26 protein-coding genes and 2 riboswitches are annotated in these 24629 nt (G+C 41.8%); of the genes, 20 read left to right on the top strand and 6 right to left on the bottom strand.

Annotation, left to right across the window (positions count from 1 at the left end; all coding sequences use genetic code 11):
- Positions 1–210 precede the first annotated feature (210 nt).
- Complete coding sequence (locus tag GRQ40_RS15880) at positions 211–1497, top strand: glycosyltransferase family 2 protein (protein WP_159720346.1); 1287 nt, start codon at positions 211–213, stop codon at positions 1495–1497.
- On the opposite strand, the gene GRQ40_RS15875 is transcribed toward GRQ40_RS15880, so the two are convergent.
- On the bottom strand, positions 1494–1700 hold the full coding sequence (locus tag GRQ40_RS15875) for a hypothetical protein (protein ID WP_044742773.1): 207 nt from the start codon (positions 1698–1700) through the stop codon (positions 1494–1496). The two genes, GRQ40_RS15880 and GRQ40_RS15875, sit on opposite strands and share 4 nt — an antisense overlap.
- A 17-nt stretch (positions 1701–1717) precedes the next feature.
- Positions 1718–2059: a hypothetical protein gene (locus tag GRQ40_RS15870; RefSeq protein WP_044742772.1), complete on the bottom strand. Its 342-nt coding sequence runs from the start codon at positions 2057–2059 to the stop codon at positions 1718–1720.
- Positions 2060–2770: 711 nt separating this feature from the next.
- On the opposite strand from GRQ40_RS15870, the gene GRQ40_RS15865 reads away from it, so the two are divergent.
- The 3 genes from GRQ40_RS15865 to GRQ40_RS15855 all read left to right on the top strand — a co-directional run bounded on the left by GRQ40_RS15865 (position 2771) and on the right by GRQ40_RS15855 (position 6607).
- Positions 2771–3781 (top strand): glycosyltransferase family protein, encoded by a 1011-nt coding sequence (locus GRQ40_RS15865; protein WP_159720345.1) that lies wholly within the window; start codon positions 2771–2773, stop codon positions 3779–3781.
- A 688-nt stretch (positions 3782–4469) separates the two neighbouring features.
- Positions 4470–5597 carry a polysaccharide pyruvyl transferase family protein gene (locus GRQ40_RS15860; RefSeq protein ID WP_159720344.1) on the top strand — a complete coding sequence of 376 codons (1128 nt, stop codon included), beginning with the start codon at positions 4470–4472 and terminating at the stop codon, positions 5595–5597.
- A gap of 2 nt (positions 5598–5599) precedes the next feature.
- Positions 5600–6607 carry a CgeB family protein gene (locus tag GRQ40_RS15855; RefSeq protein ID WP_159720343.1) on the top strand — a complete coding sequence of 336 codons (1008 nt, stop codon included), beginning with the start codon at positions 5600–5602 and terminating at the stop codon, positions 6605–6607.
- 257 nt (positions 6608–6864) lie between these two features.
- Here the strand turns inward: GRQ40_RS15855 and fetB are convergent, their stop codons facing one another.
- Positions 6865–7587: an ABC transporter permease gene (gene fetB / locus GRQ40_RS15850; RefSeq protein WP_159720342.1), complete on the bottom strand. Its 723-nt coding sequence runs from the start codon at positions 7585–7587 to the stop codon at positions 6865–6867.
- A gap of 763 nt (positions 7588–8350) precedes the next feature.
- Here fetB and GRQ40_RS15845 point away from each other — a divergent pair.
- Entirely contained in the window at positions 8351–8554 is a 204-nt protein-coding gene (locus GRQ40_RS15845; protein WP_159720341.1) for a hypothetical protein, read from the top strand.
- Positions 8555–8608: 54 nt separating this feature from the next.
- The gene (locus GRQ40_RS18360; protein WP_172798659.1) at positions 8609–8785 is read left to right on the top strand and encodes a hypothetical protein; all 177 of its coding nucleotides are present in this window, start codon (positions 8609–8611) and stop codon (positions 8783–8785) included.
- Between the two features lie 40 nt (positions 8786–8825).
- Here the strand turns inward: GRQ40_RS18360 and GRQ40_RS15840 are convergent, their stop codons facing one another.
- Both GRQ40_RS15840 and GRQ40_RS15835 read right to left on the bottom strand, forming a co-directional pair.
- Positions 8826–9158, bottom strand: coding sequence for a spore coat protein (locus tag GRQ40_RS15840; protein WP_159720340.1), 333 nt, complete (start codon positions 9156–9158; stop codon positions 8826–8828).
- A gap of 13 nt (positions 9159–9171) precedes the next feature.
- Positions 9172–9435, bottom strand: coding sequence for a hypothetical protein (locus tag GRQ40_RS15835; RefSeq protein ID WP_159720339.1), 264 nt, complete (start codon positions 9433–9435; stop codon positions 9172–9174).
- A 180-nt stretch (positions 9436–9615) separates the two neighbouring features.
- On the opposite strand from GRQ40_RS15835, the gene GRQ40_RS15830 reads away from it, so the two are divergent.
- Complete coding sequence (locus tag GRQ40_RS15830) at positions 9616–10533, top strand: proline dehydrogenase family protein (protein ID WP_044742765.1); 918 nt, start codon at positions 9616–9618, stop codon at positions 10531–10533.
- 381 nt (positions 10534–10914) lie between these two features.
- On the opposite strand, the gene GRQ40_RS15825 is transcribed toward GRQ40_RS15830, so the two are convergent.
- Positions 10915–11064 (bottom strand): YuzL family protein, encoded by a 150-nt coding sequence (locus GRQ40_RS15825; RefSeq protein ID WP_080862757.1) that lies wholly within the window; start codon positions 11062–11064, stop codon positions 10915–10917.
- Positions 11065–11254: 190 nt separating this feature from the next.
- Between GRQ40_RS15825 and GRQ40_RS15820 the strand changes: the two genes are divergently transcribed.
- The 13 genes from GRQ40_RS15820 to GRQ40_RS15760 all read left to right on the top strand — a co-directional run bounded on the left by GRQ40_RS15820 (position 11255) and on the right by GRQ40_RS15760 (position 24500).
- On the top strand, positions 11255–13639 hold the full coding sequence (locus tag GRQ40_RS15820) for a 3-hydroxyacyl-CoA dehydrogenase/enoyl-CoA hydratase family protein (protein ID WP_159720338.1): 2385 nt from the start codon (positions 11255–11257) through the stop codon (positions 13637–13639).
- 193 nt (positions 13640–13832) lie between these two features.
- Positions 13833–15008: an acetyl-CoA C-acetyltransferase gene (locus tag GRQ40_RS15815; protein ID WP_159720337.1), complete on the top strand. Its 1176-nt coding sequence runs from the start codon at positions 13833–13835 to the stop codon at positions 15006–15008.
- Positions 15009–15063: 55 nt separating this feature from the next.
- Positions 15064–16848, top strand: a complete 1785-nt coding sequence (locus GRQ40_RS15810) for an acyl-CoA dehydrogenase family protein (RefSeq protein ID WP_159720336.1) — start codon at positions 15064–15066, stop codon at positions 16846–16848.
- Between the two features lie 59 nt (positions 16849–16907).
- Complete coding sequence (locus GRQ40_RS15805) at positions 16908–17267, top strand: arsenate reductase family protein (RefSeq protein WP_249218657.1); 360 nt, start codon at positions 16908–16910, stop codon at positions 17265–17267.
- Between the two features lie 74 nt (positions 17268–17341).
- Complete coding sequence (gene gcvH, locus GRQ40_RS15800; protein ID WP_044742760.1) at positions 17342–17725, top strand: glycine cleavage system protein GcvH; 384 nt, start codon at positions 17342–17344, stop codon at positions 17723–17725.
- Between the two features lie 182 nt (positions 17726–17907).
- Entirely contained in the window at positions 17908–18255 is a 348-nt protein-coding gene (locus tag GRQ40_RS15795; protein WP_044742759.1) for a toprim domain-containing protein, read from the top strand.
- Between the two features lie 15 nt (positions 18256–18270).
- Positions 18271–18585, top strand: coding sequence for a thioredoxin family protein (locus GRQ40_RS15790; RefSeq protein ID WP_159720335.1), 315 nt, complete (start codon positions 18271–18273; stop codon positions 18583–18585).
- A 259-nt stretch (positions 18586–18844) separates the two neighbouring features.
- Positions 18845–19192, top strand: coding sequence for an SCP2 sterol-binding domain-containing protein (locus GRQ40_RS15785; RefSeq protein ID WP_066148808.1), 348 nt, complete (start codon positions 18845–18847; stop codon positions 19190–19192).
- Between the two features lie 75 nt (positions 19193–19267).
- Positions 19268–19367: riboswitch (SAM riboswitch) on the top strand.
- A 70-nt stretch (positions 19368–19437) separates the two neighbouring features.
- The gene (locus tag GRQ40_RS15780; protein WP_159720334.1) at positions 19438–20754 is read left to right on the top strand and encodes an O-acetylhomoserine aminocarboxypropyltransferase/cysteine synthase family protein; all 1317 of its coding nucleotides are present in this window, start codon (positions 19438–19440) and stop codon (positions 20752–20754) included.
- 435 nt (positions 20755–21189) lie between these two features.
- A riboswitch (SAM riboswitch) is annotated at positions 21190–21297 on the top strand.
- A gap of 84 nt (positions 21298–21381) precedes the next feature.
- Positions 21382–22407, top strand: coding sequence for a methionine ABC transporter ATP-binding protein (locus tag GRQ40_RS15775; RefSeq protein WP_159720333.1), 1026 nt, complete (start codon positions 21382–21384; stop codon positions 22405–22407).
- Entirely contained in the window at positions 22400–23065 is a 666-nt protein-coding gene (locus GRQ40_RS15770) for a methionine ABC transporter permease (protein WP_066148813.1), read from the top strand. Before GRQ40_RS15775 ends, GRQ40_RS15770 begins: the two co-directional genes overlap by 8 nt.
- A gap of 22 nt (positions 23066–23087) precedes the next feature.
- Positions 23088–23918, top strand: a complete 831-nt coding sequence (locus GRQ40_RS15765; RefSeq protein WP_080862751.1) for a MetQ/NlpA family ABC transporter substrate-binding protein — start codon at positions 23088–23090, stop codon at positions 23916–23918.
- Positions 23919–24137: 219 nt separating this feature from the next.
- The gene (locus GRQ40_RS15760) at positions 24138–24500 is read left to right on the top strand and encodes a carboxymuconolactone decarboxylase family protein (protein WP_066148816.1); all 363 of its coding nucleotides are present in this window, start codon (positions 24138–24140) and stop codon (positions 24498–24500) included.
- Positions 24501–24629 lie beyond the last annotated feature (129 nt).

Genomic DNA, 24629 nt, shown 5'->3' with positions numbered 1-24629 from the left:
ATCACCGTCGGAAGGAGGAAAAGCGGCCATTCACTCATCATAGATGAAGGGACTATTTTTGGATAGGTGGAAAGGCAGATATGATCATATTGAATGATTTTGCAGAGCGGAATGCATCGTCTCTACATATATATGAATAACAGTTTCTCTGTTCAGAGCGCTGGAGCTTGTCTGTTTATGTGATAAAGAAAGAACATTGGAGGGATGATAGTGGCGGAAGATATTCATGTGTTGCTTTTAGATTATACATCACCGATTTCGTTATCGAAGGTGCTTATTTCTTTACAGCTTCTTCACTTGCGGATTAATCATATTACCATAATAAACAAAGGAGATTTAGTCCCTTCGCTTCATATTCCCGCCTTGCCGCAACCGGTAACATATCAAAAGATCATCGAAGGAAATTTAGGGAAAACAATCCAACAGCTTGTTAGAGCAAGTGGGTGCGAATATACATTATTTCTGTACGATCATGATTATTTAACAGAAAAAATTCAACACGTATTATTGCAATTGGAGAAAGACAATATGATGATGGTCGATTCGTATCGTGTCCGCGATTTAACGATACATCGCCCTTTTTTAGTAAAAACGCGTCTTTTGCAGCAATCCTCTTCTTTATTGGAGCATCAAGTCCCGTTCAAGGAAGCGGTATTGCCTTGCTGGTTCAGTCGTTTAAACGCAGTCGATACCGTCATGATTTCAGAGGGAGCGGTCAAGCAAACAAGAAGCGTTGCGAATCATACTAGCTTTTATAAACAAGAGATGATCCAGAAATACTTTAACCGTCCTATAAATTTCGCAGAATCCCCTTCAATTTCCATTATGTTGGCAAATTACAATATGGAACAATATATCGACATCGCTCTTGCTTCCTGTTTTTATCAAACGGTACAACCTGATCAAATATTGGTGATTGACGATGGCTCAAGGGATCGCTCCTATGAAAAAATCCAAAAGTGGAATGGGGTAATCCCCCTCGAAAGCTTCCAGCAAACAAATAGCGGGAAAGCGCGTGCTTTCAATCAATTATTGCCGCAAATCAAGTCGGATTTTGTGTTGGAGCTGGATGCCGATGATTGGCTGGATCCTGATGCGATGGCTGTTTTAAAACAACATTTGGCCCAGCTTCCCGAGGATGTTTCTGTTCTTTATGGGAATTTGAGATTTTGGAAGCAACAAAACAATGGGGATGTCATATTTAAAGGAATTCGAAAAGGGAAGCCTGTTCACAATCAACAGGATTTAATAGAATATCCTTTTCCGTTAGGACCGCGTATCTATAGAACGTCGGCTTTAAAAGAAAATGGCGGCTTCCCTGTAAAAGATTTTCAGGATGGCCGCCTGTACGAGGATGTACTAGTGTTAAATGATTTATTAAAAAAGGGACATCTTCATTATGAAAATTTTACTATATATAATGTTCGTAGGCATCATGCAAGCATTACGAAAAAAAATCACTCCAAATGGAGCGAATTCATCAAATATCTTGATTAAGAAGCGATCGGGAAGCGGATAAAGTTAATGTCAGCAATTAAAATAAAATGTGTGACATTGCTGTATCCAGTAAATTCTACCACTACAATCGAGTTATCTTTTAAGCCTCCTAAAATCCCGGATACAAATAAATCATTCGTTTCAAGCTCTACCAATTGACCAACACGCTTTGCAAGTTCTTCTCTAAATGTGGGACTAAACATAGAAGTGGTTCCCTCCTTTAAATTTCATTAACTTCTTCAATTTTGTCCAGGGGAATCAAAACTAATGAACCATCAAACTCTACCATTACGATATAATCCTCCTGAATCGCAATCAGTGTGCCACTAATCACTTCACTTGGAGTTGTAACGGCAATTTCCTTATAAAGATATTGCTCGAGCCCGCCAGGAGTTGGAGGACTAGGACATGGGAGATGAATAGAAAAATCAAGATCGATACCTAGCAGGTCAATCATAAAGGAGAAATCGATCCCGCAGTTAGCGGAGTCCGTCGGCGTTAATCGTTGTGTAAGAGCAACGAGCTGTTTTTTTAATTTTTCTGTTTGTGGATTAGTTGCCAATGTAACCATCCTTTCATTCATTGATGTTTGATACTTTGATAGTATATGTATCAACGGATTCTCTTGGATAAGCGATTTCACTAGGAATTGCATATTTGATGCAATTAACTATATAGATTTGGAGCGAAAAATCGACAGCGACGGAAAGTGTTTCAGTGTGGAGAAAGAATAACAGAAAATGGTTTGTGAATGTTGGATATTCACTAGTATTTATTTTTATATAGAGGCAATTGGATACATCAACTTTATTCCAAAGTGAGCAGGTGATAAGCCATTTCGCTAGTCGGGCGACTAAACAACATCGTTTGCTGACAAAGGGATTGGTCAGCCGTCGGTGTTGTTCCACCTTTCGTCACATGGACGCGAAGAGAGTTTCATCTTCAAGGGATGTTGGAGCTTATCGTTTGCTAGCAAAACCATTTTTTCCCGTACCTTTTCCGCTGTATTTCATAGTATGTATAGAGAGGCAACTTGATATGTCGACATTTTCGCTTCTTCGCTGAAGCGATTGTTGGCTTTCGGCAGTTGAGTGATCGAACAATGTCGTTTCTAGGTTTGAAAGACACTTCATTGTTCGATCCTCCATCGTGATGGAAGCAAGTCACCGTCTTGTCTCCAACTGTCGAAAAAATCAAGTCGCTTCTTTCCAATCTGCTATAAATCCATCTTCAAAATTGTATATAGAGGAAAAATGGTGATGGAGGGATCATGATGAACGTGATTATTTTTCCCCCGACGATTGATTGGTCATGGATGAGGCAACGGCCGCAACAATTGGCCAAGCAGCTGGCTAAAAGAGGATATACCGTTTTTTATTGCAATCAATCAACGCAAAAGAAGCCTGTAGAAGAAATGATGCCAGGATTATATGTTGTTCATCATTTTAGTAAATGGGTAAGAGAAGAGTATCCAAGACTGAAACAGACGTATGGAAATGTGGTTGGCCTATGGTGTACGTGGCCAAAATTAACGCCCTATATCAAAAAAATGAAACCGGATTGGGTGATCTATGATTGTGTAGATGAAATGGAAAGATGGCAGCGCTATGAACCGGAAATGGTAAAGCGATCGAATGCCATTATTTGCACGTCACAGCCTCTGTTTGAGCGGCTGCGAAAGGACTATCCCTTCAAGCGTATTGAGATTGTACGAAATGGCTACGATCCCGATTTATCACTTCATCTAGAACATGCATCGTCCATCCTTCCACGTGATTTACCAAAAAATAATAGGCCGCTAGTAGGTTATGTAGGGGCATGGGCACCATGGATTGACGAAGGGCTTGTGCGGCGGCTGCTGCGGGAGGAACTTGATTTAGTTGTCATTGGAGCCGAATTTGGCTTGAATTATTGTTCATACGGCAAATCGAATGTGCATTTTCTAGGACATAAAGCGCATGAGCAGCTTGCGAACTATCTCCCTTTTTTTCATGTTTGTATCATCCCTTTCCAAAAAAATAAACTTACAGCTGCTGTTAATCCTGTCAAAGCATATGAATATTTAGCAGCTGGAAAACCTGTCGTTTCAACCAATCTCCCCGAATGCAGACAGATGTATCCTTATGTAGAAATCGGACATTCTCATGATGAATTTGTTTCCAAGGTACTTCACTATATCCAGCATGCAGGAGATGCGTCTGATCGCATCCGCTATGCCTTGCAGCACACTTGGGATCATCGCGGTGAGCAAATCGAAATGATTATTAAAGATTTCGCGTCTTAAAAGAGATGATATAACGATGGAAGATGTATTCTATCATAAAATGGATTTATGCTTTCGACATCATTTCTCATATTTGAAACTGGCACCATATCATTTATATAGAGAGGCAATTTGACATGTTCACCTCTTTGAATAAGCGAATGTTGGATGACCGAACAACACCGCTTCCGGATCAATGCATTTGTCTGGAAGGCGGTTCGTTGTTTGGTGATCTGTCATGCACATTGGTATGACGAAGGCAAGGCGAAAAAATCAAAGGCTGCTTTTGAATGGGCCATCTAGTTTATCTTCTCGTTCACCATTCACAAATGGATCAAATGTCGAAATCCTTGATCACTTATATATAGGTTTTCAGTCTTGTCGCGAAAGTATGAAAATGTGCAGAGCGATATGTTCCAAGGATATTCTAGGTTTTCTGCCGTTCCGAAAATAGGAAAGAGCAATATAAATATAATCATAAACGTTGGTCATCTCTTTTATTGATTGAGCTAACAAAAAAGTTTGTTTCTATGAAAATATGAAACAGAAACAATGATCATGCACCATGTGTGTGTTGCAAAATCTAATGGGTTGCTTATCCTTCTGCTTTTATCGCTATCTGTTTTAGTAGGGGGAAAGAATAAACAAGAAGAGCTTATGGATGTCGAACCATTTACTTGTACTTACAAAAAGAAAAGGGTGATGTTATATGAAAGTATTAATCCATGGCTTTTATGGAGCCGGAAACGCCGGAGACGACGCCATTCTTCATTCTATTATCCGCACGCTTAAACAAGTCAATCATCAAATAGAAATCGTAGTGATTGCTTGGTCTAAAAACATCAAAGCGTATTACGGAGATGAAAAAATTGATTATATTTATGGCCTGGATTTTAAGCGGATTGCCCAAGCTTTAAAAGAAAGCGCACTATTGATTGTCGGAGGCGGAGGATTGTTTCAAGATTATAACACTTTTGCACCAGAAAATTTATTCATCGATCAAAAAGGAGCATTAAATTATTACTCAGCTCCCATTATTTTAGCGAAAATGCTAAATATCAAAACCATGCTATATGCTGTTGGAGTCGGTCCGTTAGCGAGTGAGGAATCGAAGCGGGCTATGAAGTGGATCGGCGAAATGGTCGACAGCATTACAGTAAGAGATGCTGCTTCAGCGCAGCTATTAACCTCGTTAGGTATCTCCAAGCAACAACTATCTGCCGATCCGGTGATCACATTACCTGCTGCTGATCAAACCAACTTCTCACTGAACAAAAAAACGTCGTTGCATAAATATATTGGATTGAATTTGCGCAATTGGTCATATGACCGCAAAAGCGCAAAGAAGGCAGAGCATCAGCTTATTTCTGTACTCAATCAGCTGTCTGAGAAATATTTGGTTACTTTTGTGATTATGTCTTTTAACAAACTACCATCAGAATTAGAAAAAGCGCGCCAGCTTGCTAAACGTCTTAAAGGAGATTCACTGATTTTGCCATATGATTGCTCTCCGGAGGAATATAAATCGATGTGTAGAGAGCTGGATTTAATGATTGCGATGCGGCTTCATGCCAGTATTTTTGCTTTGAGCGAAGGAGTGCCAAGCATCGGGTTATCCTATGATGACAAAGTAAGCGGTCTTTATCAAGAACTGGATTTAAAACCATATTGCTTTCCGATTGAAGAGATCGATATATCCTCTCTCCGTATGCTCATCGAGGACTGTCTGATCAACCCTCAAAATCATCGCCGGTTGATTCAGGATAACGTTACAGTTTTGCAAGAGAGAGAACGGATCAATCAAACCGTTCTAATGAAAATGCTTGGGGGGATGTAAGGATGGACAGCAGCACGTTAAAAATCGTATTTATTGGCAGATATACAGAGGGAGAAACAGGAATTATCCGCAGCATTCAAATGGGATTGCTTGAAAATGGCTATCAAGTGCATGAGATCAATTTAAAGCTAAGACCCCATCTCATTTATAATCCTTATCGTCGTTTTGGTGGCCATGGACCTGTGTATGTGAAATGGCCAGCCATTAAGGAAGAGGTGGCTCGCTTTCAGCCAGATATCATTCTGTTTTGTGCCGGAGGATTGACATTTCAGCCGGAGGTTCTAGAAGAAGTCAAAAAATATTGCACGGTCATTGGAATGACATTAAGCGATCCGGATGTGTATCCGACTGTCAGGCAGTTCGTTGGAAAATTTGATTACCACACAACGAATTCAGTTTTATCCTATAAACAATATAAGAAAGCAGGGATAATGAATACATTTTATATGCCGTTTGGGATCGACTCGCGCTTTTTTATTCCACGAGAGCCTGTTGCCAAGTACCAATCAGATGTTTCAATCATTGGCCATTATCGGCCCAATCGATTAGAAATTGCCCAATCGCTTCAAGATATTTTTCAAGCAAAAATTTTTGGAAGAGGATGGCCTTTGCAATCGGAAGGCCCTGTATATGGCGAGGAATGGTTTCAAGCGATGCATTCGGCGAAAATGGTCGTCAATTTTCCGAAAACAGGTGCAGGGTATACGAATGTGAAAGTTGGTGTCTTTGAAGCGGTGGCTACGGGAAGGTTGTTATTTACAGAGTATTTCGATGAAATGCGTCAGTTTTTTGAATATGATAAAGAAATTGTCGGATATAAAAATAAAGAGGATTTAATTGAAAAAATTCGTTACTATTTAGATCACCCTGACGAGGCTGAAGCGATTGCCCGTGCCGGACAAGAACGATGTGCTAAATGCCATACATGGAAGCAGCGTCTCCATACATTTTTCAGCGAGATCACATTAAAGACACCAGAAAAATCGTGGAGTGACTTACTCCAATCATAATCATAGACAGAACTAACACCAGCAGGGGGTCCCTGCTGATTTTATTGAACGCCGGCCATATCATCTTGTAAAACCGAGTCATGGTCCGCTGTTTTGTTTCATAAGGGCGATGTCCCTACTTTCGGCCGCTGATGGGGCAGGAGAGCAATACAGACAGTTGATGTGGCAGCTCTTTAACGGAAAATAGAAGAGCTGCTAGAAAGCATCAACGATATGGGAACGACGATGGAGAGTAAAGCCGTCAGCTTCTACAAACCTTATTTTCCTGCGCTTGCTTCTTGCCGCGCCGGATGAGAATGATAGAAAAACACACGGTAGTTGCATGTGCAAACGATGATGGAGGCGATAGCAGCGACAACCATAAGGGTAAAGACGATAAAAATTTGATATTTGACTGCAGCGATTGGTTCAGCCCCGGCTAAAATCATCCCTGTCATTGTTCCGGGAATTTGAACAAGCCCCATTGTTTTTAACGTGTCAACCGTCGGGATCATGGCGATTTTTATAGCGTTCCGTTTCATTTCCTTCTCATCTGTATTTTCTGATTTTTTCATCGTTTCTAGAACTACGCTAGCAGCCACCATGGCTGTCCCCGAAAACATTCCGCCGACCGGGATGATGTATTGAGCTTGGAAAGGAATGACGCCAACCATAAGCCATAAGCAAATAGAAAAGCCGACAGATGCAGAGATTCCCAACAATACAAAAGCAAATGTGCGTCTATATTCTATCCCTCTTTTAGAAACATTCAGCGAAGCAGCAATAATCATAGCCAATACATAACCTATGATGACATACCAGTGTTTAAAGGAGAAAATATAGGAAATAAAATACCCGAGCAGCAGGAGTTGAATGAATCCTCTTAACGAGGACCAAAGGATATCCTTTTCTAAGTTTAATGATTGTTTGTATGAAACAATGATAGGGATAAAAACAAAAAATAAAATGGCTAAAAGAGCCGTATTGTGAACATCTCGCAACGTAAAGCATCCTTTCTTCCTTAGTTGAGAATAGTTATCATTTATCTATTAGTATAAAGGAAAAACTTGTTTATTGTCCAATGTTAATCAGATCAAGGTGAGCTTCAGGGGGAGATCGTTTTTGCTGAGAATGACCTTTTCATGCGGAAGAAAAAAATGGTCTGTGTTAGTTTGTTCACACGGAGATAGGATACGTGAATGTGGCAAAAGGAGCAGAAGCATACAAAGCTGTGCTTCATGGAGATACCGTAGATGATGCTGAAGCGTTCAAAAAGATGCTTTCTAGAATCGTTGCTTAAGCAAGGGAAGGGGGGCCTATTATGATGTGGATAAAATTTAACTTTTTATCATGTGCGTTGTGATACATGGAGATTTAGATTGAAAAACCGGCTGGTATTTAGATATGATACATCAATTCAATATTTGTCCCCAAGTAAGCGGATGATCGCCGATTTCGACGGTTAAACAACTGAACAACACCGTTTCCAGACAAATTCATTTGTCTGAAAGCGGCTGGTTGGAGACAAGTTACGCACTTGCTTTCGAGTGTTGCCAGCATAGGATTCTGTTTATTGGATGATTCTTATATCATTTGCAAATGGATTGAATGCTGAAATCATTCATTGCTTATATAGGTAGCTACCTACACTCTAAGCGGAAGTTTTTTATTTGTTCAAAATGGGACATTCGCCCACGCTCTCCGCATTTGCCTGACATATGTATGAAGTGTGGGAATTTATGAAAGGTGAGGAGGAAAATCAACATGAATGATTTTATTGGTCAAGACACGAGAATTTGGGGACGTCCTTGGGGATGGGGAGTTCGTCCATGGGGGTTTTTTGGTCCACGCCCATTTTTCGGTGGCGGTCCCTTTTTTGGAGGTTTTTTAGGAGGATTATTAGGCAGCGCATTGGTTCCTCCATTTTATGGTGGATACCCATATTTTGGATACCCTTATTACTATTAAAAATAGGAAAGGAGGAATCAAGCGCTAGTATTGATTGATGAGAGGAGAATCGTAATGATTCGGGCAAACCCTTATGAAACGAGATGGTTTTTCGGTGGCCCATTTTTAGGTGGACTGTTAGGAGGATTAGTGGGGAGCGCGCTAATTCCACCGCTTTTTTACGGATACCCGAGACCATACGGCCCATTTCCTCCGTATGGTCCGTATCCTTATGGAGGATATTGGTATTGATGAGTGTTTTCCCCCGTACGTTTTATACGGGGGAAAACATTTATTGAACATTTGGTTGATATGGAAATTGATTCGTATATCCTTGGAATTGTTGATAAGATTGTTGCAGCTTTTGTTGATCTGCCGCTTCAAGCTTATACCATCCTTTTTTAAACATAAGATTATACAGTTCGCGCTGACAATTTTGCGTTTCAGTAAAAATATGCAGCATATCCTGATATAATTGTTGGTGGCTTGCTTCATGCAAAAATGTAGTATAGGAAGAGGTCATATATTTTTCAGTGGCTAATAAATCATTTAAAAAGTCGCGGTCGTTCATTTGTGGTGTTTTAGCCACTTGTGTTTCTGGATTTTGAATAGATGATTGGTTCATTTATTTTCCCTCCTCATTGAAAAGATGATGTAATGGATGGATTTGGCTGCTGCAAGTGTTGTAAAATTTGTTCATAATGACGTTGATGCATTTGTCCAGCTCTTTCGATAGCAGCTGCGACTTCTGGATCTTGGCACTGCGATGCAAAAAAGTGCGCTTTTTTCAGAGCGAGCAAGTTCCAAGACATCATATCTGTGAAATACATGGCATCTTTTGATGAAATCATTTGCGGCGGCTGAGGCATAGCAGCCTGCTGTTGGATGGGTTGCTGTTGCATAAGGTTCCACTCCTTTTATATAAATATGGTATCAATGACTCGGTTGTAGATTATCCGGTTTGTGGAATAATATACATAAAGGCGAATTTTGTCGAAAAAAGATATTCAATTATAAAAAAACATGCTAAAATCATCGTAGATGGTACGTGAAGGCGTTTACGGAAATAAGGAGGTAGTAAGATGGAGCAATTGATGCGTGACTTTTTTTTGTTTTTATCAAAAAATAAAACATTGACAAAATTGGCGAAAAAATACGGGTTGCGCTTCGGGGCTTCTCGTTTTGTGGCTGGAGAAACGATTGAACGTGCTGTAGAAGTGATTAAAGATTTAAATAAAAAAGGGCTTGCAGTGACGATCGATTATTTAGGAGAGTTTGTTGATAACGCAAAAGAAGCGAATGAAATGGCTGACAATTCTATTGAAGCCATTCGCGCAATCGGAAGAGAGAAGCTGAACTCCCAGCTATCCTTAAAAATGACATCAATGGGACTAGACATTTCTGATGAGCTTGTGATGCAAAATATGCGCCGGATTCTAGATGCGGCAAAAGAAAATGGTGTATTTGTTACCATTGATATGGAGGACTATTCACGTTGCCAAAAAACATTGGATATTTTTAAGCAATTGAAAAAAGAATATGATAATGTGGGTACGGTATTGCAAGCGTATTTATATCGTACGGAATCCGATATTGAAGATTTAAAAGATTACCATCCGAATTTGCGCCTTGTTAAAGGAGCGTACAAGGAATCGCAGGAAGTAGCGTTCCCTGAGAAAAAAGATGTTGATGATAATTTCAAAAAAATTATTAAAATGCATCTGCTGAATGGAAACTATACGGCGGTAGCGACTCATGATGATGCGATTATTGAATATACGAAACAGCTAGTAAAGGAATATAACATTCCAAATGATCAATTTGAGTTTCAAATGCTGTACGGAATTCGCCCAGAAAGACAAGAACAGCTTGTTCGCGAAGGATACACCATGCGTGTCTATGTACCGTATGGAACGGATTGGTACGGCTATTTTATGCGCCGTCTTGCTGAACGCCCAGCGAATGTAGCGTTTGTTATCAAAGGAATATTGCGTAAATAGTAAATGTACAAATATTCATGGTTTATTGTTTTGTGAAAAATCACAGCATGATATGGCTAAACACAAGCTTTTCTGCCTCTTCCGTTGGACAGCATGATAACGTTCGTTATTTGGAGAGGGCCGTACCTATCTCATGTGGTTAAGCTTTTAACAGTGAATGAAGAAAAAAATTCGCGATTTTGTTTCTTCGTTTGATTCCGCCTTTATTTTTCTGCTCTATCCAAAAGGGGCTGCCTGTTACCAGAAGGCAGCCCCTTTATATCGTTCACTCGTGGTGCTGTTCGATTGCTCGATCACCGACTCCTCAAATGGAAGAGAATGTTGAAGGATCAAGTTGTATGGATCATTGTTGCATGTATTGCCCAGCTATAGCAAGTATCGTTACTCTCCTTGCATGTTTGCTTTTTTATATTGCTGATTTTGACTTGTTTTTTTCCCGCTTCCATCCATCTCGACATTTGGTCCTGCGTTTCCTTTGACACTTGCGGCGCTGACGGCTGCTTTAGACGGGTTCTTCTGCATTTTTGCCATCCCTATCACCTCCGTTTTTAGCTTGGCTGAAAAAAATAATTTATACTCTAGACAAAAATTGTTAAGCATATATATTGCGAAAATTTAAAAGATACTTTATATTTAAATTATAAGAATAATAGTCAGCCAATATTTTTTTTGAGAAAAAATGAATGATTATTCATTCAATATATCGGAGGGGGAAGTTGCCATGGTCAAACGGATTAAACGGGCCGCGGTATTAGGTTCTGGAGTAATGGGCTCCGGCATTGCCGCACATTTAGCGAACGTCGGCATTCCAACCTTGCTTCTTGATATCGTGCCGCGTGAACGAACAAAGGAGGAGGAAGCAAGAGGTCTTACATTTGAACATACAGCTGTTCGTAACCGCTTGGCGAATCAGGCTCTGCAAAAGCTATTGAAGCAAAAACCGGCGCCGCTGATGGCGAAAGAAAAGCTGGCGCTCATCGAGACCGGAAATTTTGAAGATGACTTACACCGTCTGGCGGAGGCTGATTGGATTATTGAAGTAGTGGTGGAGAATTTAGACATAAAAAAACAGCTGTTTGCTAAAATCGACGCAGTCAGAAGAGAAGGGAGCATTGTAAGTTCCAATACGTCTGGTATTTCAGTGGAAGCCATGTCTGAAGGACGTTCGGAAGATTTTAAAAAGCATTTTTTAGGGACTCACTTTTTTAATCCGCCCCGCTATTTAAAACTTCTGGAAATCATTCCGACGAAAGCCACTGATCCAGAGGTTGTTGCCTTTATGAAGGAATTTGGCGAGGAAGTGCTTGGGAAAGGAGTCGTCATTGCTAAAGATACGCCTAATTTTATTGCTAATCGCATTGGAACGTATGGGCTGCTAGTAACAGTGCGAGAAATGATCAAAGGAGGCTACAGCGTTGGCGAGGTTGACTCGGTTACAGGGCCGTTAATCGGACGTCCGAAAAGCGCTACGTTTCGCACGCTGGATGTCGTTGGTTTAGATACATTTATTCATGTAGCGAACAATGTATTTGAAAAAGTGGACGGAGAGGAAAAAGAGGTTTTTCGCACTCCTGATTTTATGAAAGCAATGCTGGAAAAAGGATGGCTTGGCAGCAAAGCAGGACAAGGATTTTTCCTCAAAAAAGGAAAGGACATTTTAGAATTAAACTATGAAACCCTGGAATATGAACCAAGCAAAAAACTAAAAACACCAGCGGTCGAGATGAGCAAGCAGGCTAAAGGATTAAGCAATAAATTGAAAGCGCTTGTATATAGCGATGACCGTGCTGGAGAATTGCTTTGGAATATTTTAAGCCCGGTCCTTCTTTATTCGGCACAACTGCTAGGGGAAATTGCCGATGATATTGTCGCCATTGACCGGGCAATGAAATGGGGATTTGGATGGGAGTTTGGCCCGTTTGAAACATGGGATGCGATCGGTGTGGAAGCGTCTGTTCGCAAAATGCAAGAAGAAGGAAAGAACGTTCCTGATTGGGTTGCTCAAATGCTTGCTGCGGGGCATACATCCTTTTATAAGCGAGAAAACGGAAAAGTTTTAGTTTATGACAAGGGAGAATACAAGCCTGTTTCAGAGAATCCAAAAGTCATTCATCTTAAACGGTTAAAAGAAGAAAACAGGGTTATCAAAAAAAATAGCGGTGCCAGCTTGATTGATTTAGGGGATGATGTTGCGCTATTAGAGTTTCATTCACCAAATAATGCGATCGGCCTTGATATTGTCCAAATGATCAACGACTCGCTAGAGGAAGTCGATCGCAACTATAAAGGCCTTGTCATTGGAAACCAAGGGAAAAACTTCTGTGTTGGTGCTAATCTGGCTCTGATTTTAATGGAGGCCCAAGATGATAATTATTTTGAAATTGAGCTCGTTGTGAGACAGTTCCAGCAGGCGATGATGAATATTAAATATAGTCCAAAGCCAGTGGTTGCTGCTCCTTTTGCGATGACGCTTGGCGGCGGTACGGAAATTTGCTTGCCGGCCGCACGCATTCAGGCGGCAGGAGAAACGTATATGGGATTAGTTGAAGTTGGTGTTGGGTTGATTCCTGGCGGCGGTGGAAACAAGGAACTATATATTAAATATTTAAACAGCCTGCCGAATGGGGTGGACTTTGATTTGCAAAAAGTGGCGAATAAAGTGTTTGAAACGATTGCGACGGCCAAAGTATCTACATCGGCGTTGGAAGCTCGCGAGCTGAATTTTTTAAATCGACAAGACGGAATTACGATGAATGGTGACCATTTGCTTTATGATGCCAAACAGGCTGTAATTTCTCTATACGACAGCGGTTATCAGCCGCCTGTGCGCAAAAAGATTCCGGTCGTAGGCGAGTCTGGATACGCGGCATTGCTTTTAGCTGCTCAATCCATGCACCTTTCCGGTTATGCGACAGAGCATGATGTAAAGATTGCCAAAAAGCTTGCCTATGTCATTGCTGGAGGAAAAGTGCCGTACGGTACGGAGGTAGATGAACAATATTTATTAGATTTAGAGAGAGAAGCGTTTTTAAGTTTAGTAGGAGAAAGAAAGTCGCAGGAGCGGATGCAGCATATGCTTGTAAAAGGAAAGACGCTGCGCAACTAAATAACAAACATAGATATGCGGCCGTATCAAATGAGCCCAGGGGGCTTTCTCTTAACAATCGCAAGGGGATGGATTGACTGGCTTATAATCCGCTGCTCTCGTCAAAATTGCGTGGAATATGGTTTGGATGCGGTGGGGCATTCATGCTCGTAAAATCTTAAATAAAGCCTATATAGAAACAGGGGGGAAGATTGTGAGAGAAGCAGTCATCGTAGCGGGAGCGCGTACTCCGGTCGGAAAGGCGAAAAAAGGGACGCTTGCTCATATGCGTCCAGATGATTTAGGCGCGCTTGTTGTGAAAGAAACATTAAAGAGGGCGGAAAATTATGATGGAGACATCGATGATTTGATTTTTGGCTGCGCCATGCCGGAGGCGGAGCAGGGGCTAAATATAGCCCGCAACATAGGGGCATTGGCAGGTCTCCCTTATACTGTTCCAGCGATTACGATCAATCGCTATTGCTCATCAGGGCTGCAGGCGATTGCTTATGCAGCGGAGCGCATTATGCTTGGCCACTCTGACACGATTATCGCTGGCGGCGTTGAATCAATGAGTCTTGTCCCCATGCTGGGGCATGTTGTGAGACCGAATGCAAAAATTGCTGAAAGCATTCCAGAATACTATATGTCAATGGGACATACAGCGGAGCAAGTGGCCATGAAGTATGGAATCAGCCGCGAAGAACAGGATGCGTTTGCTGTACGCAGCCATCAGCGGGCAGCCCAAGCGATCCGTGACGGGAAGTTTGTGGATGAAATTGTTCCAGTGAATGTCACGATCCGTACGGTTGAAAATAACCGACTTGCGGAAAAACAGATCGTATTTGCTGAAGATGAAGGTGTTCGTCCGGAAACGAACAAAGAAATATTAGCAAAGCTGCGCCCGGCGTTTGCCGTTAATGGAACAGTCACTGCAGGAAATGCGTCGCAAACAAGCGATGGAGCAGCAGCGGTCATGGTGATGGATCGCGAAAAGGCAGAAGCGCTTGGCTTGAAGCCTCTTGGAAAATTCCGTTCATTCGCCGTAGCAGGCGTCCCTCCAGAAGTGATGGGAATCGGGCCGATTGCTGCTGTTCCAAAGGCGCTAAAGCTTGCTGGATTAGAGCTTTCCGATATCGGATTATTTGAGCTAAATGAGGCGTTCGCTTCACAAGCGATTCAAGTGATTCGGGAGCTCAGTCTAGATGAAGAAAAAGTCAATGTCAATGGCGGAGCGATTGCACTCGGGCATCCGCTCGGATGCACAGGGGCTAAATTAACGTTGACCTTGCTTCATGAGATGCGCCGCCGGCATGAGCAATTTGGTATTGTTACGATGTGCATCGGCGGCGGCATGGGAGCCGCTGGTGTATTTGAATTACTGGAGTAGTGTAAAGCAGATGATATCAAGGTTGTTCACATAAAAAACAAGGGGGAGAAACGCAATGGCAAAAGCGATGGATAATGTGGTGAAAGGTGGCAGCTTCTTAATTGAAGAGGTAGACTGCGGACGCGTGTTTACTCCGGAAGATTTTACAGATGAGCATAAAATGATCGCCAAAACAACAGAGGAATTTGTGATCAATGAGGTGTTGCCTCAGTTAGAGCACTTAGAAAATCATGAGTTTGATCGTTCTGTTAAACTGCTAAAGAAAGCGGGAGAAATTGGACTTTTAAGCGCGGATGTACCGGAAGAGTATGGAGGTTTGTCGCTTGATAAAATCAGCTCAGCATTAATTGCCGAAAAAATGGCGCGGGCCGGGGGGTTTTCGATTTCGCATGGCGCCCACGTAGGAATCGGCTCACTTCCTATTGTATTATTTGGAACAGAAGCGCAAAAACAAAAATATTTGCCGGCATTGGCCACAGGTGAAAAGATAGCGGCTTATGCTTTAACAGAGCCGGGCTCCGGTTCGGACGCTCTAGGGGCGAAAACGACAGCGAAGCTGAATGCAGAAGGCACTCACTATGTTTTGAATGGAGAGAAGCAATGGATTACCAATGCAGGGTTTGCGGATGTGTTTGTCGTTTATGCTAAAGTGGATGGCGAGCATTTCTCGGCTTTTATTGTAGAGCGTGATTTTCCTGGGGTGTCTACCGGAGCAGAAGAAAAGAAAATGGGAATTAAAAGCTCTTCCACTCGCACATTAATTTTGCAAGATGTCCTTGTGCCGAAGGAAAATTTATTAGGGGAAATTGGAAAGGGGCATGTCATCGCTTTTAATATTTTAAATATTGGCCGTTATAAATTAGGTGTCGGAGCAGTTGGCGGCTCCAAACGGGCTCTAGAGGTGACGATTCAATATGCGAATCAGCGCCAGCAATTTAAAACGCCAATTTCCCAATTTTCATTAACACAAGAAAAATTTGCGACGATGGCATCAAAACTATACGCTGCGGAGAGCTCGGTATATCGCACAGTTGGATTATTTGAGGAGCGCATGAGCAAGCTGGATGCCGAACAAGCGAGAGAAGGAAAAGAAATTGCTAGATCTATTGCTGAATATGCCATTGAATGTTCATTGAATAAATTTTTTGCAACGGAAGTATTGGATTACATTGTGGATGAAGGGGTACAGATTCATGGCGGCTACGGTTTTATGCAGGAATATGAAATTGAACGGGCGTATCGCGACTCGCGCATTAACCGTATTTTTGAAGGAACGAATGAAATCAACCGCCTGTTAGTACCGGGAACGTATTTGCGGAAAGCGATGAAGGGAGAGCTTCCTCTTTTGCAAAAAGCGCAAAAGCTGCAAGAAGAGCTCATGATGCTGATGCCGGAAGAAGTAGGAGATGGATTGCTAGAGCAAGAAAAATATTTGGTGCGGAACGCGAAAAAAATTGCTCTGTTGACAGCCGGCCTAGCCGTGCAGAAATTTGGCCCGAAACTAGAGAAAGAACAAGAAGTGCTAGTGAATATTGCCGACATTGTCAGCAATATTTATGCGATGGAATCAGCACTTCTTCGCACAGAAAAGGCGATTCAAAAATTTGGAGCAGAGAAAAATAAACAAAAAATTTTATATACAGAAATTTTCTGCCAGGAAGCATTTAATGAAATCGAAGCACATGCAAAAGAAACGATTGTAACGGTTGAGCAAGGAGATATGCTGCGAATGATGCTATCGGCATTGCGCAAGCTTACGCGCCATACTCCAATCAATGTCATTGCCAAAAAACGCGAAGCGGCGGCCGCGCTCATTGAAGCAGAACGTTATATTGTGTAATAATGAGAAGTACCAGACGAATCGTCTGGTACTTTGTTTATAGAGGGTGGTGAACGATCATGTTAACTTTTTACTGGTATCCGAAATGCAGCACTTGCCGAAAAGCGAAAAAATGGTTAGAGGAGCACGGCATCGCAGTGAATGATGTACATATTGCCGAACATCCACCAACAAAAGATGAATTAAGAGAGCTTTATCAAAAAAGCGGGCTTCCGCTCAAAAAGTTTTTTAACACAAGCGGCATGAGGTATCGGGAGCTAGGATTAAAAGATCGCATCAGCACAGCGACTGACGACGAGCTGCTTGAACTATTGGCATCGGATGGCATGCTGATTAAACGGCCGATTGCAACAGATGGGACGCATGTGGTAGTAGGATTTGATGAGCAAGCTTATGAAAAAATTTTTGGACAAGTATAACGAATACAGTCGAGTTTTTCAAAAAAATCAGTTATTATTAGAAAGAATACATTGCTGTTGGAGGGACATAAATCATGAACACACCAAAAGAATTGCGCTATTCTGAAGAACATGAATGGGTACGTGTGGAAGATGGTAAAGTTCGAATTGGAATTACTGATTTTGCGCAATCCGAGTTAGGAGATATCGTATTTGTTGAGCTTCCAGAGGTAGGTGCGGAACTTACAGCAAACGAGCCGTTTGGCAGTGTTGAATCAGTGAAAACGGTTTCTGAGCTGTATGCCCCTATCAGTGGAAAAGTTGTTGAAATTAATGAAGAATTAAACGACAATCCTGAATTTGTCAATGAATCTCCATATGAGAAGGCATGGATGATTGTTGTTGAGCCGACTGATTTAAGCGAAATCGATCGTTTATTGACGGCTGAACAATATGAGCAAATGATTAACCAAGAATAAGAGCGATTCTAGCACGCCGTGGCTAATAATGCCGCGGCGTATATATTTTATATGAATAGTGAATGGTTAAAGCAAGCATGGATTTTGTCTCCGATCTCAAGGCTGTTTTATTTTTGGAAGCAGGAAGGTAGAAAACAAAGAGCGAATGGAATACAATATACATAACTTCTTTTCATTAGGTGATGATCATGATGGATAAAGAAAAAGTAATTATTGTCGAGGGGCGATCCGATAAAAAGAAAATAGAGGGCATGATTAAAGATTCTGTTGAAATCATTTGCACAAACGGGACGATCAGCCGTGCCAAATTAGATGAGTGGATTGATCAGCTATATGATAAAGAAGTGTTTATCTTAGTGGATTCGGATGAAGCGGGAGAACGATTGCGAAAGCAGCTGCGCCGTGAATTTCCTGAGGCGGAGCATTTATATATCGACCGCATGTATCGAGAGGTAGCCGCAGCACCTAAAAAACATATTGCAACGGTGCTACTGAGCGCTAACATTGATGTGTATGCAGATGATTGGTAAAAGGTGTGAAGAAGTGTGGAAGAAGTAACGATACAGCAATTAGATGAACTCATTCAGCAGGAGGAGTTTGTATGTTTGTATGTATATACACCGATGTGCGGCACATGCCAGCTGGCGAATCGCATGGTCAGCATTGTTCAAGAGCTGGTTTCTCATGTAGCCTTTCGGAAGTCCGATATTAACTATATGCCGGATCGAGCGGTCAGCTGGGAAATTGAAAGTGTACCTTGCCTGCTGTTATTTAGAAACGGGGAAATGAAAAAGAAGTTATATGCATTTCAATCTGTTCCCTATTTATATGAGGTGATTCAAGAATTGCAAAAGCTATAATGCATGCATTTATGGATAAGAGAAGAACAAACAGTAGATGGGTCCATTTTAGATTGTGCAGAAGTGTTGGCATCCGTATAGATTGAAGCAAGCTTTTGGGGGCTTGCTTTTTTATTTAGAGTTTTTTTGACATATTTCTCGGGAAATATGAAAAATCGTGTACGTTTTCTTGATGATTTGTCGACAAGTTTATAAAGGAATTATGCTTTTTCCTATGGAAATAAATGAGAGAAAAGGATAATGGAGAGGCGGGAAAACGATGAAGATTTATGAATTAACTAAAAAATTTATGGAACGTGTACAGACGTTGCACCATCTGTTGCCGATTTTACCGGAGGAGGAACTCTACATTCGCTTTGAATGCGATGCAGAAACACTGATTTTCGCCATTTCAAAAACGGGAGTTCATCTGGCGCAGGAAGCTGATGAAAGGAAAATATTAACCATTAGAGGGTCGAAAGAGGCGCTTGTTAGTCTGTTGAAAGGTGAACTTAAATTGCAGCAGCAGCTCCGCTTAAAAGAATTAGTGGTTTCCGGTAGCTTTCGTCACATGCTTTTATTAGAGTCGCTTCTTCATTTAGCTAAACCATATCGTTATGCCTCTTGAATATGAAATCACGAAATGTTATTGACATGATAAAAAAACAGTGTTATTATTCAGAAAAATAAAATAATAAACAAGTTCTTATCAAGAGTGGCGGAGGGACTGGCCCGATGAAGCCCGGCAACCGGTTTGACACGGTGCCAATTCCAGCAGAGTGTATCGCTCTGGCAGATAAGAAGAGTTAAAGGAAATTCCCCCCTCTTCTTATGATGAAGAGGGGGTTTTCATTTGATTATAAAAAGGAGAGGATGACAGTGGGCGAAAAATCATATCGTTTAGAAACGCTGGCGGTGCATGGGGGGTTAAGTCCAGATCCTGTGACAGGAGCAAGAGCCGTTCCGATTTATCAATCGAACGCTTATCAATTTGCCAATACGGAGCATGCAGCCAACTTATTCGCATTGAAAGAAGAAGGGTACATTTATACGCGCATTCATAACCCGACCGCCACAGTCTTTGAGGAAAGAGTAGCACAATTAGAAGGAGGAATTGGAAGTCTTGCAGTAGCAAGCGGCATGGCTGCAATCACGCTTGCGATCTTAAATATAGCGCAAGCAGGAGACGAGATTGTGTCAGCTTCAACGCTATATGGAGGTACATATAACCTCTTTGCCACTACCCTTCCGAAATATGGAATTAAAACACATTTTGTTGATCCTGCTAATCCGGAAAATTTCCGTGCTGCCATTACGCCAAAAACGAAAGCGATCTTTGCAGAAACGATTGGTAATCCAAGTTTGCACGTACTAGATATTGAAGCGGTAGCCAACATTGCGCATGAAGCGGGCATTCCTCTCATTATTGATAATACGTTTGCCACTCCATATCTATGCCGTCCGATTGAGTATGGAGCGGATATCGTTGTTCATTCAGCTACTAAATGGCTGCTTGGAAACGGTACAACGCTTGGCGGCATTATTGTAGACGGAGGAAAATTTAATTGGGATTCTCCTAAATTTCCGGGATTTACAACTCCGGATCCAAGCTATCACAATCTTGTGTATGCAGAAGCTTTAGGTCCGGCTGCTTATATCATTAAGGCTCGTGTGCAATTGCTGCGGGATCTTGGACCAGCGATTAGCCCATTTAATGCGTTTCAATTTAATTTAGGGCTTGAGACGCTTCATGTACGCATGAAAGAGCATATTGCTAACACGCGTCGGATTGTAGACTATTTAGATCGCCATCCGGCAGTAGAATGGGTGCTGTATCCTGGACACGAAAAGCATCCAGCCAAGAATTTGGCCGAAAAATATTTGCCGAAAGGAGCGGGAGCCGTTGTGGTGTTCGGCATTAAAGGAGGAAGAGAAGCGGGAGCGGCTCTCATTAACAACGTGAAGCTTTGGTCGCACTTGGCCAATGTAGGAGACGCCAAAAGCTTAATTATTCATCCAGCCAGCACCACGCATCAGCAGTTGAGCCCAGAAGATTTGCAGGCTTCGGGAGTTACGGAAGATTTGATTCGTCTATCGGTCGGCATCGAAAATGTCGAAGACTTAATTGAGGATTTAGAGCAAGCCATCGCCATTGCCACAGGAATTCGTTCGCTGTATTCAGAGGTGTAGAAAATAGCCGTCAACAATTGAATCGGTCATGAAGTCCATTCATATTGATAAAACAATAGTTTCAACGAGAGGTTTAGAACATATTAAAAACAGGCGTGGTGATGATCCAATAAAACCGATTAACGCCGTCCGATTCCTCGTTTTTCCATCATAATCTGTAAACCCTTTGCTTGTCCACTGTCAGCATGTCTTTGTCAAACAACGAACGCTTTGTGGGCAAGATGGGCCCGCTGGCGCTTTTGCTCGAGGGAGATGCCGAAAAGGTTGTGTTAAGCCAGAGAATTTTGAATGGATCATCGGCGCTTGTGTATTGATTCTATGATTAGGAATTATTTTTCTGTTGACACCTTCCTTTATAGAATGATAGAATCACTTTTGTAGTTTGTATGATTCTTAGGTAAATTAAAGTATTAACTGAATAAAGGAGCGTTGCTGCTCTTATCAAGAGAGGTGGAGGGATGTGCCCTATGAAACCCGGCAACCGTCAGCATTCGACTGAAATGGTGCCAATTCACACAAAGCGTTCGCTTTGAGAGATAAGAGACAGAAATGGGAGATATTAAAACCTTTCTGTTCTCTTGAGCAGAAAGGTTTTTTAGTTGCGGGAACAAGGAAGGTGAATCGCGTTTGATTACGCTAGAAAATGTAACAAAAGTATATTCGTCAAGCCAGGGAGCGGTAACAGCTGTCAATGATGTAAATTTGCACATTAAAGAAGGGGAGATTTTTGGCATTATTGGATATAGCGGTGCTGGAAAAAGCTCGCTGATCCGTCTTTTAAATGGCTTGGAAAAGCCTACAAATGGAAGAGTGATGGTTGCCGGTCAAGACATCGCAAGTATTAAAGGAAGAGAATTGCGCAAGGCGCGGCAAGAAATCGGAATGATTTTTCAGCATTTTAATTTGCTTTGGTCAAGGACGGTCCGAGACAATATTGCGTTTCCCTTAGAGATTGCTGGGGTTCCAAAGGACCAGCGGTTAAAGCGGGCGGATGAACTTATTCAGCTTGTGGGTCTGCACGGAAGAGAAAATGCCTATCCATCGCAGCTCAGCGGGGGGCAAAAACAGCGTGTCGGTATTGCCCGGGCGCTCGCGAACAACCCGAAGGTGCTGTTATGCGACGAAGCAACTTCTGCTTTGGATCCGCAAACGACAGATTCGATTCTTGAGCTTTTAGTTGATATTAATCAACGTCTCGGATTGACCATTGTATTAATTACTCATGAAATGCATGTAATCCGTAAAATATGTGATCGTGTGGCGGTAATGGAAAACGGAAAAATTGTCGAAGAAGGAAAAGTATTGGATGTATTTCAAAATCCGCAACAGATGATAACGAAACGGTTTGTTCAACAGATTACGGAACCTGAAGAAACGAAAGAGACGATTGCTCATTTGTTCAACCAATATCCTAACGGCAAAGTTGTCCAGCTTACTTTTGCTGGCCATGCGACTGAACGGCCGCTCATCGCAGAACTGATCCGAAATTTTGAAATAACCATTAATATTTTGCAAGGGAAGATTTCACAAACCCATCAGGGCTCGTATGGAGTGCTGTTTGTTCATATGAGTGGAACGGATGAGGAAGTAGCCAAAGCGCTTGACTACATTCGTCAGCAACAAGTCGGTGTGGAGGTGATGACGAATGAGTAGCATGTTTCCTAACGTTCAATGGGAATCGATTTGGGCGGCAGCGTCGGAAACGCTGTATATGACAGGAGTTGCCGTGGCGTTTACATTTGTATTTGGACTCATTCTAGGATTGTTGCTATTTTTAACATCCAAAGATAATATTTGGGAAAACAAAGCCATTCATACAATCGTTTCTGCTTTTGTTAATATTTTTCGTTCTATCCCGTTTATTATTTTAATTATTCTGCTTATTCCTTTTACAAAGATGCTAGTCGGTACGATTCTTGGGGCAAACGCGGCCTTGCCGGCGTTGATTATTGGCGCTGCTCCATTTTATGCGCGCATGGTGGAGATCGCTTTGCGTGAAATTGACAAAGGTGTGATTGAAGCGGCGAAAGCCATGGGAGCGACAACGGCGACAATCATCTGGAAGGTATTGATTCCTGAATCGCTGCCGGCTCTTGTCTCAGGGATCACAGTAACCGCTATTGCGTTAGTTGGCTATACGGCGATGGCGGGAGTAGTGGGCGCTGGTGGCCTTGGGAATCTTGCTTATTTAGAAGGGTTCCAACGCAGTCATAACGATGTGACCTTTGTTGCTACAGTGCTCATTTTAATCATTGTATTTGCCATTCAGCTTATCGGTGACTTTGTCACTTCCAAAATAGATAAGAGATAACAATATAAAGGAGGAAAAACAGATGAAAAAATGGTGGGGTGCATTATTAGCGGTAGTGCTTGTGCTCGCGTTGGCGGCATGCGGCGGCAAAGACGGCGCACAAGGAGACCAAGAGAAAAAGGAATTAGTAGTAGGCGCATCGAATGTGCCGCATGCTGAGATTTTAGAAAAAGCGAAGCCAATTCTTAAAGAAAAAGGCGTCAACTTAAAGATTGTCACATTCCAGGATTATATTTTGCCGAATAAGGCGTTAGAGAATAAAGAAATCGACGCTAACTATTTCCAGCACATTCCTTACTTAGAGGCACAAATGAAAGAAAACGGCTATGATTTTGTCAATGCTGGCGGTATTCATATTGAACCAATCGGAATTTATTCTAAAAAATACAAAAGCCTTGAGGAGCTTCCAGAGGGAGCCACCATTATTATGAGCAACTCTGTCGCTGATCACGGGCGTATTTTGTCCATGCTTCAAGAGAAAGGACTTATTAAATTAAAAGACGGCATTGATAAAACAAAAGCCACTGTTAAGGATATTGTAGAAAATCCGAAGAAGTTAAAATTTAAAACCGATGTTGATGCCGGTTTGCTGCCACAAGTTTACCAAAACAATGAGGGCGATGCGGTCGTGATTAACGCCAACTATGCTTTAGATGCCGGATTGGATCCTGCGAAAGATCCGATTGCTGTCGAGTCGCCAAAAAACAATCCATATGTGAATATTATTGCGGTACGTAAAGGCGATGAGAATCGCAAAGACATTAAAACGCTTGTCGAAGTGCTTCAATCCAAAGAAATTCAAGATTTCATCAAAAAAGAATACAAAGGTGCTGTCATTCCAGCAACTGAGTAATACTATAAAGAAAGCGGAAGCTTCATAGCGGAGCTTCCGCTTTTTAATGTTCTCTTACTTTTGGTGTAATCAGCATGAGAAACCACGGGGCTTGATGATTATGCAACCATTTTCTCCAGATTGTTCAAGCCGATTTTTCTTTTCGATTCAGTTATATGATCTTCCCATTTTAGTCAATAATATAACCGCAGTTCTTATGATTTTGAAAGGAGCTTGAGGATGAATCAACCAACACATTCTTCAACAGAAGCAGCATTGCAGCATTATAAAGAAGGATTGGGCGCCTTCACACAGAAAATTCCCGCAGTGGCAGAGAAATTTAATGCCTTTACTGAAGCATGCTTTCAGGAGGGAGCTTTGTCGCAAAAAGAAAAGCAATTGATCGCTCTCGGGATTAGCCTAGCTACACAAGATGAATATTGTACGATTTATCATACGAAAGGCTGTATCGATCAAGGGGCGACAGAACAGGAAATCTTGGAAGCTTGCAGCGTTGCGGTAGCGTTTGCGGGAGGCGCAGCGATGAGCCAAGCGGTGACGCTTGTTCAAGAATGCATTGCCGAATTGACGACAAAACATTAGTGCAAAAGCCTCCAGAATAGGAGGCTTTTTTGATATGTTTACTTATTAAACTTTTTTATTTAAAAAGTATACTAATGGAGTTAAATGGTTGCTAATACCTTTCATTTGTTATAAGATTGTAATGAGAAT

This window comes from Anoxybacillus sp. PDR2 (genome assembly GCF_009834045.1).
Classification (GTDB): Bacteria; Bacillota; Bacilli; order Bacillales; family Anoxybacillaceae; genus Anoxybacteroides; species Anoxybacteroides rupiense.
Note: the sequence above shows the minus strand (reverse complement) of the source record. Positions and strands in the feature narration are given on the sequence as shown.

Excerpts from the sequence above, each read along its gene's own strand:
- GRQ40_RS15875 (WP_044742773.1), bottom strand. The coding sequence starts at position 1,700 with ATGTTTAGTCCCACATTTAGAGAAGAACTTGCAAAGCGTGTTGGTCAA.
- GRQ40_RS15865 (WP_159720345.1), top strand. The coding sequence starts at position 2,771 with ATGAACGTGATTATTTTTCCCCCGACGATTGATTGGTCATGGATGAGG.
- GRQ40_RS15860 (WP_159720344.1), top strand. The coding sequence starts at position 4,470 with ATGAAAGTATTAATCCATGGCTTTTATGGAGCCGGAAACGCCGGAGAC.
- GRQ40_RS15855 (WP_159720343.1), top strand. The coding sequence starts at position 5,600 with ATGGACAGCAGCACGTTAAAAATCGTATTTATTGGCAGATATACAGAG.
- GRQ40_RS15845 (WP_159720341.1), top strand. The coding sequence starts at position 8,351 with ATGAATGATTTTATTGGTCAAGACACGAGAATTTGGGGACGTCCTTGG.
- GRQ40_RS18360 (WP_172798659.1), top strand. The coding sequence starts at position 8,609 with ATGATTCGGGCAAACCCTTATGAAACGAGATGGTTTTTCGGTGGCCCA.
- GRQ40_RS15840 (WP_159720340.1), bottom strand. The coding sequence starts at position 9,158 with ATGAACCAATCATCTATTCAAAATCCAGAAACACAAGTGGCTAAAACA.
- GRQ40_RS15835 (WP_159720339.1), bottom strand. The coding sequence starts at position 9,435 with ATGCAACAGCAACCCATCCAACAGCAGGCTGCTATGCCTCAGCCGCCG.
- GRQ40_RS15830 (WP_044742765.1), top strand. The coding sequence starts at position 9,616 with ATGGAGCAATTGATGCGTGACTTTTTTTTGTTTTTATCAAAAAATAAA.
- GRQ40_RS15825 (WP_080862757.1), bottom strand. The coding sequence starts at position 11,064 with ATGGCAAAAATGCAGAAGAACCCGTCTAAAGCAGCCGTCAGCGCCGCA.
- GRQ40_RS15820 (WP_159720338.1), top strand. The coding sequence starts at position 11,255 with ATGGTCAAACGGATTAAACGGGCCGCGGTATTAGGTTCTGGAGTAATG.
- GRQ40_RS15810 (WP_159720336.1), top strand. The coding sequence starts at position 15,064 with ATGGCAAAAGCGATGGATAATGTGGTGAAAGGTGGCAGCTTCTTAATT.
- GRQ40_RS15805 (WP_249218657.1), top strand. The coding sequence starts at position 16,908 with ATGTTAACTTTTTACTGGTATCCGAAATGCAGCACTTGCCGAAAAGCG.
- gcvH (WP_044742760.1), top strand. The coding sequence starts at position 17,342 with ATGAACACACCAAAAGAATTGCGCTATTCTGAAGAACATGAATGGGTA.
- GRQ40_RS15795 (WP_044742759.1), top strand. The coding sequence starts at position 17,908 with ATGATCATGATGGATAAAGAAAAAGTAATTATTGTCGAGGGGCGATCC.
- GRQ40_RS15785 (WP_066148808.1), top strand. The coding sequence starts at position 18,845 with ATGAAGATTTATGAATTAACTAAAAAATTTATGGAACGTGTACAGACG.
- GRQ40_RS15780 (WP_159720334.1), top strand. The coding sequence starts at position 19,438 with ATGACAGTGGGCGAAAAATCATATCGTTTAGAAACGCTGGCGGTGCAT.
- GRQ40_RS15770 (WP_066148813.1), top strand. The coding sequence starts at position 22,400 with ATGAGTAGCATGTTTCCTAACGTTCAATGGGAATCGATTTGGGCGGCA.
- GRQ40_RS15765 (WP_080862751.1), top strand. The coding sequence starts at position 23,088 with ATGAAAAAATGGTGGGGTGCATTATTAGCGGTAGTGCTTGTGCTCGCG.
- GRQ40_RS15760 (WP_066148816.1), top strand. The coding sequence starts at position 24,138 with ATGAATCAACCAACACATTCTTCAACAGAAGCAGCATTGCAGCATTAT.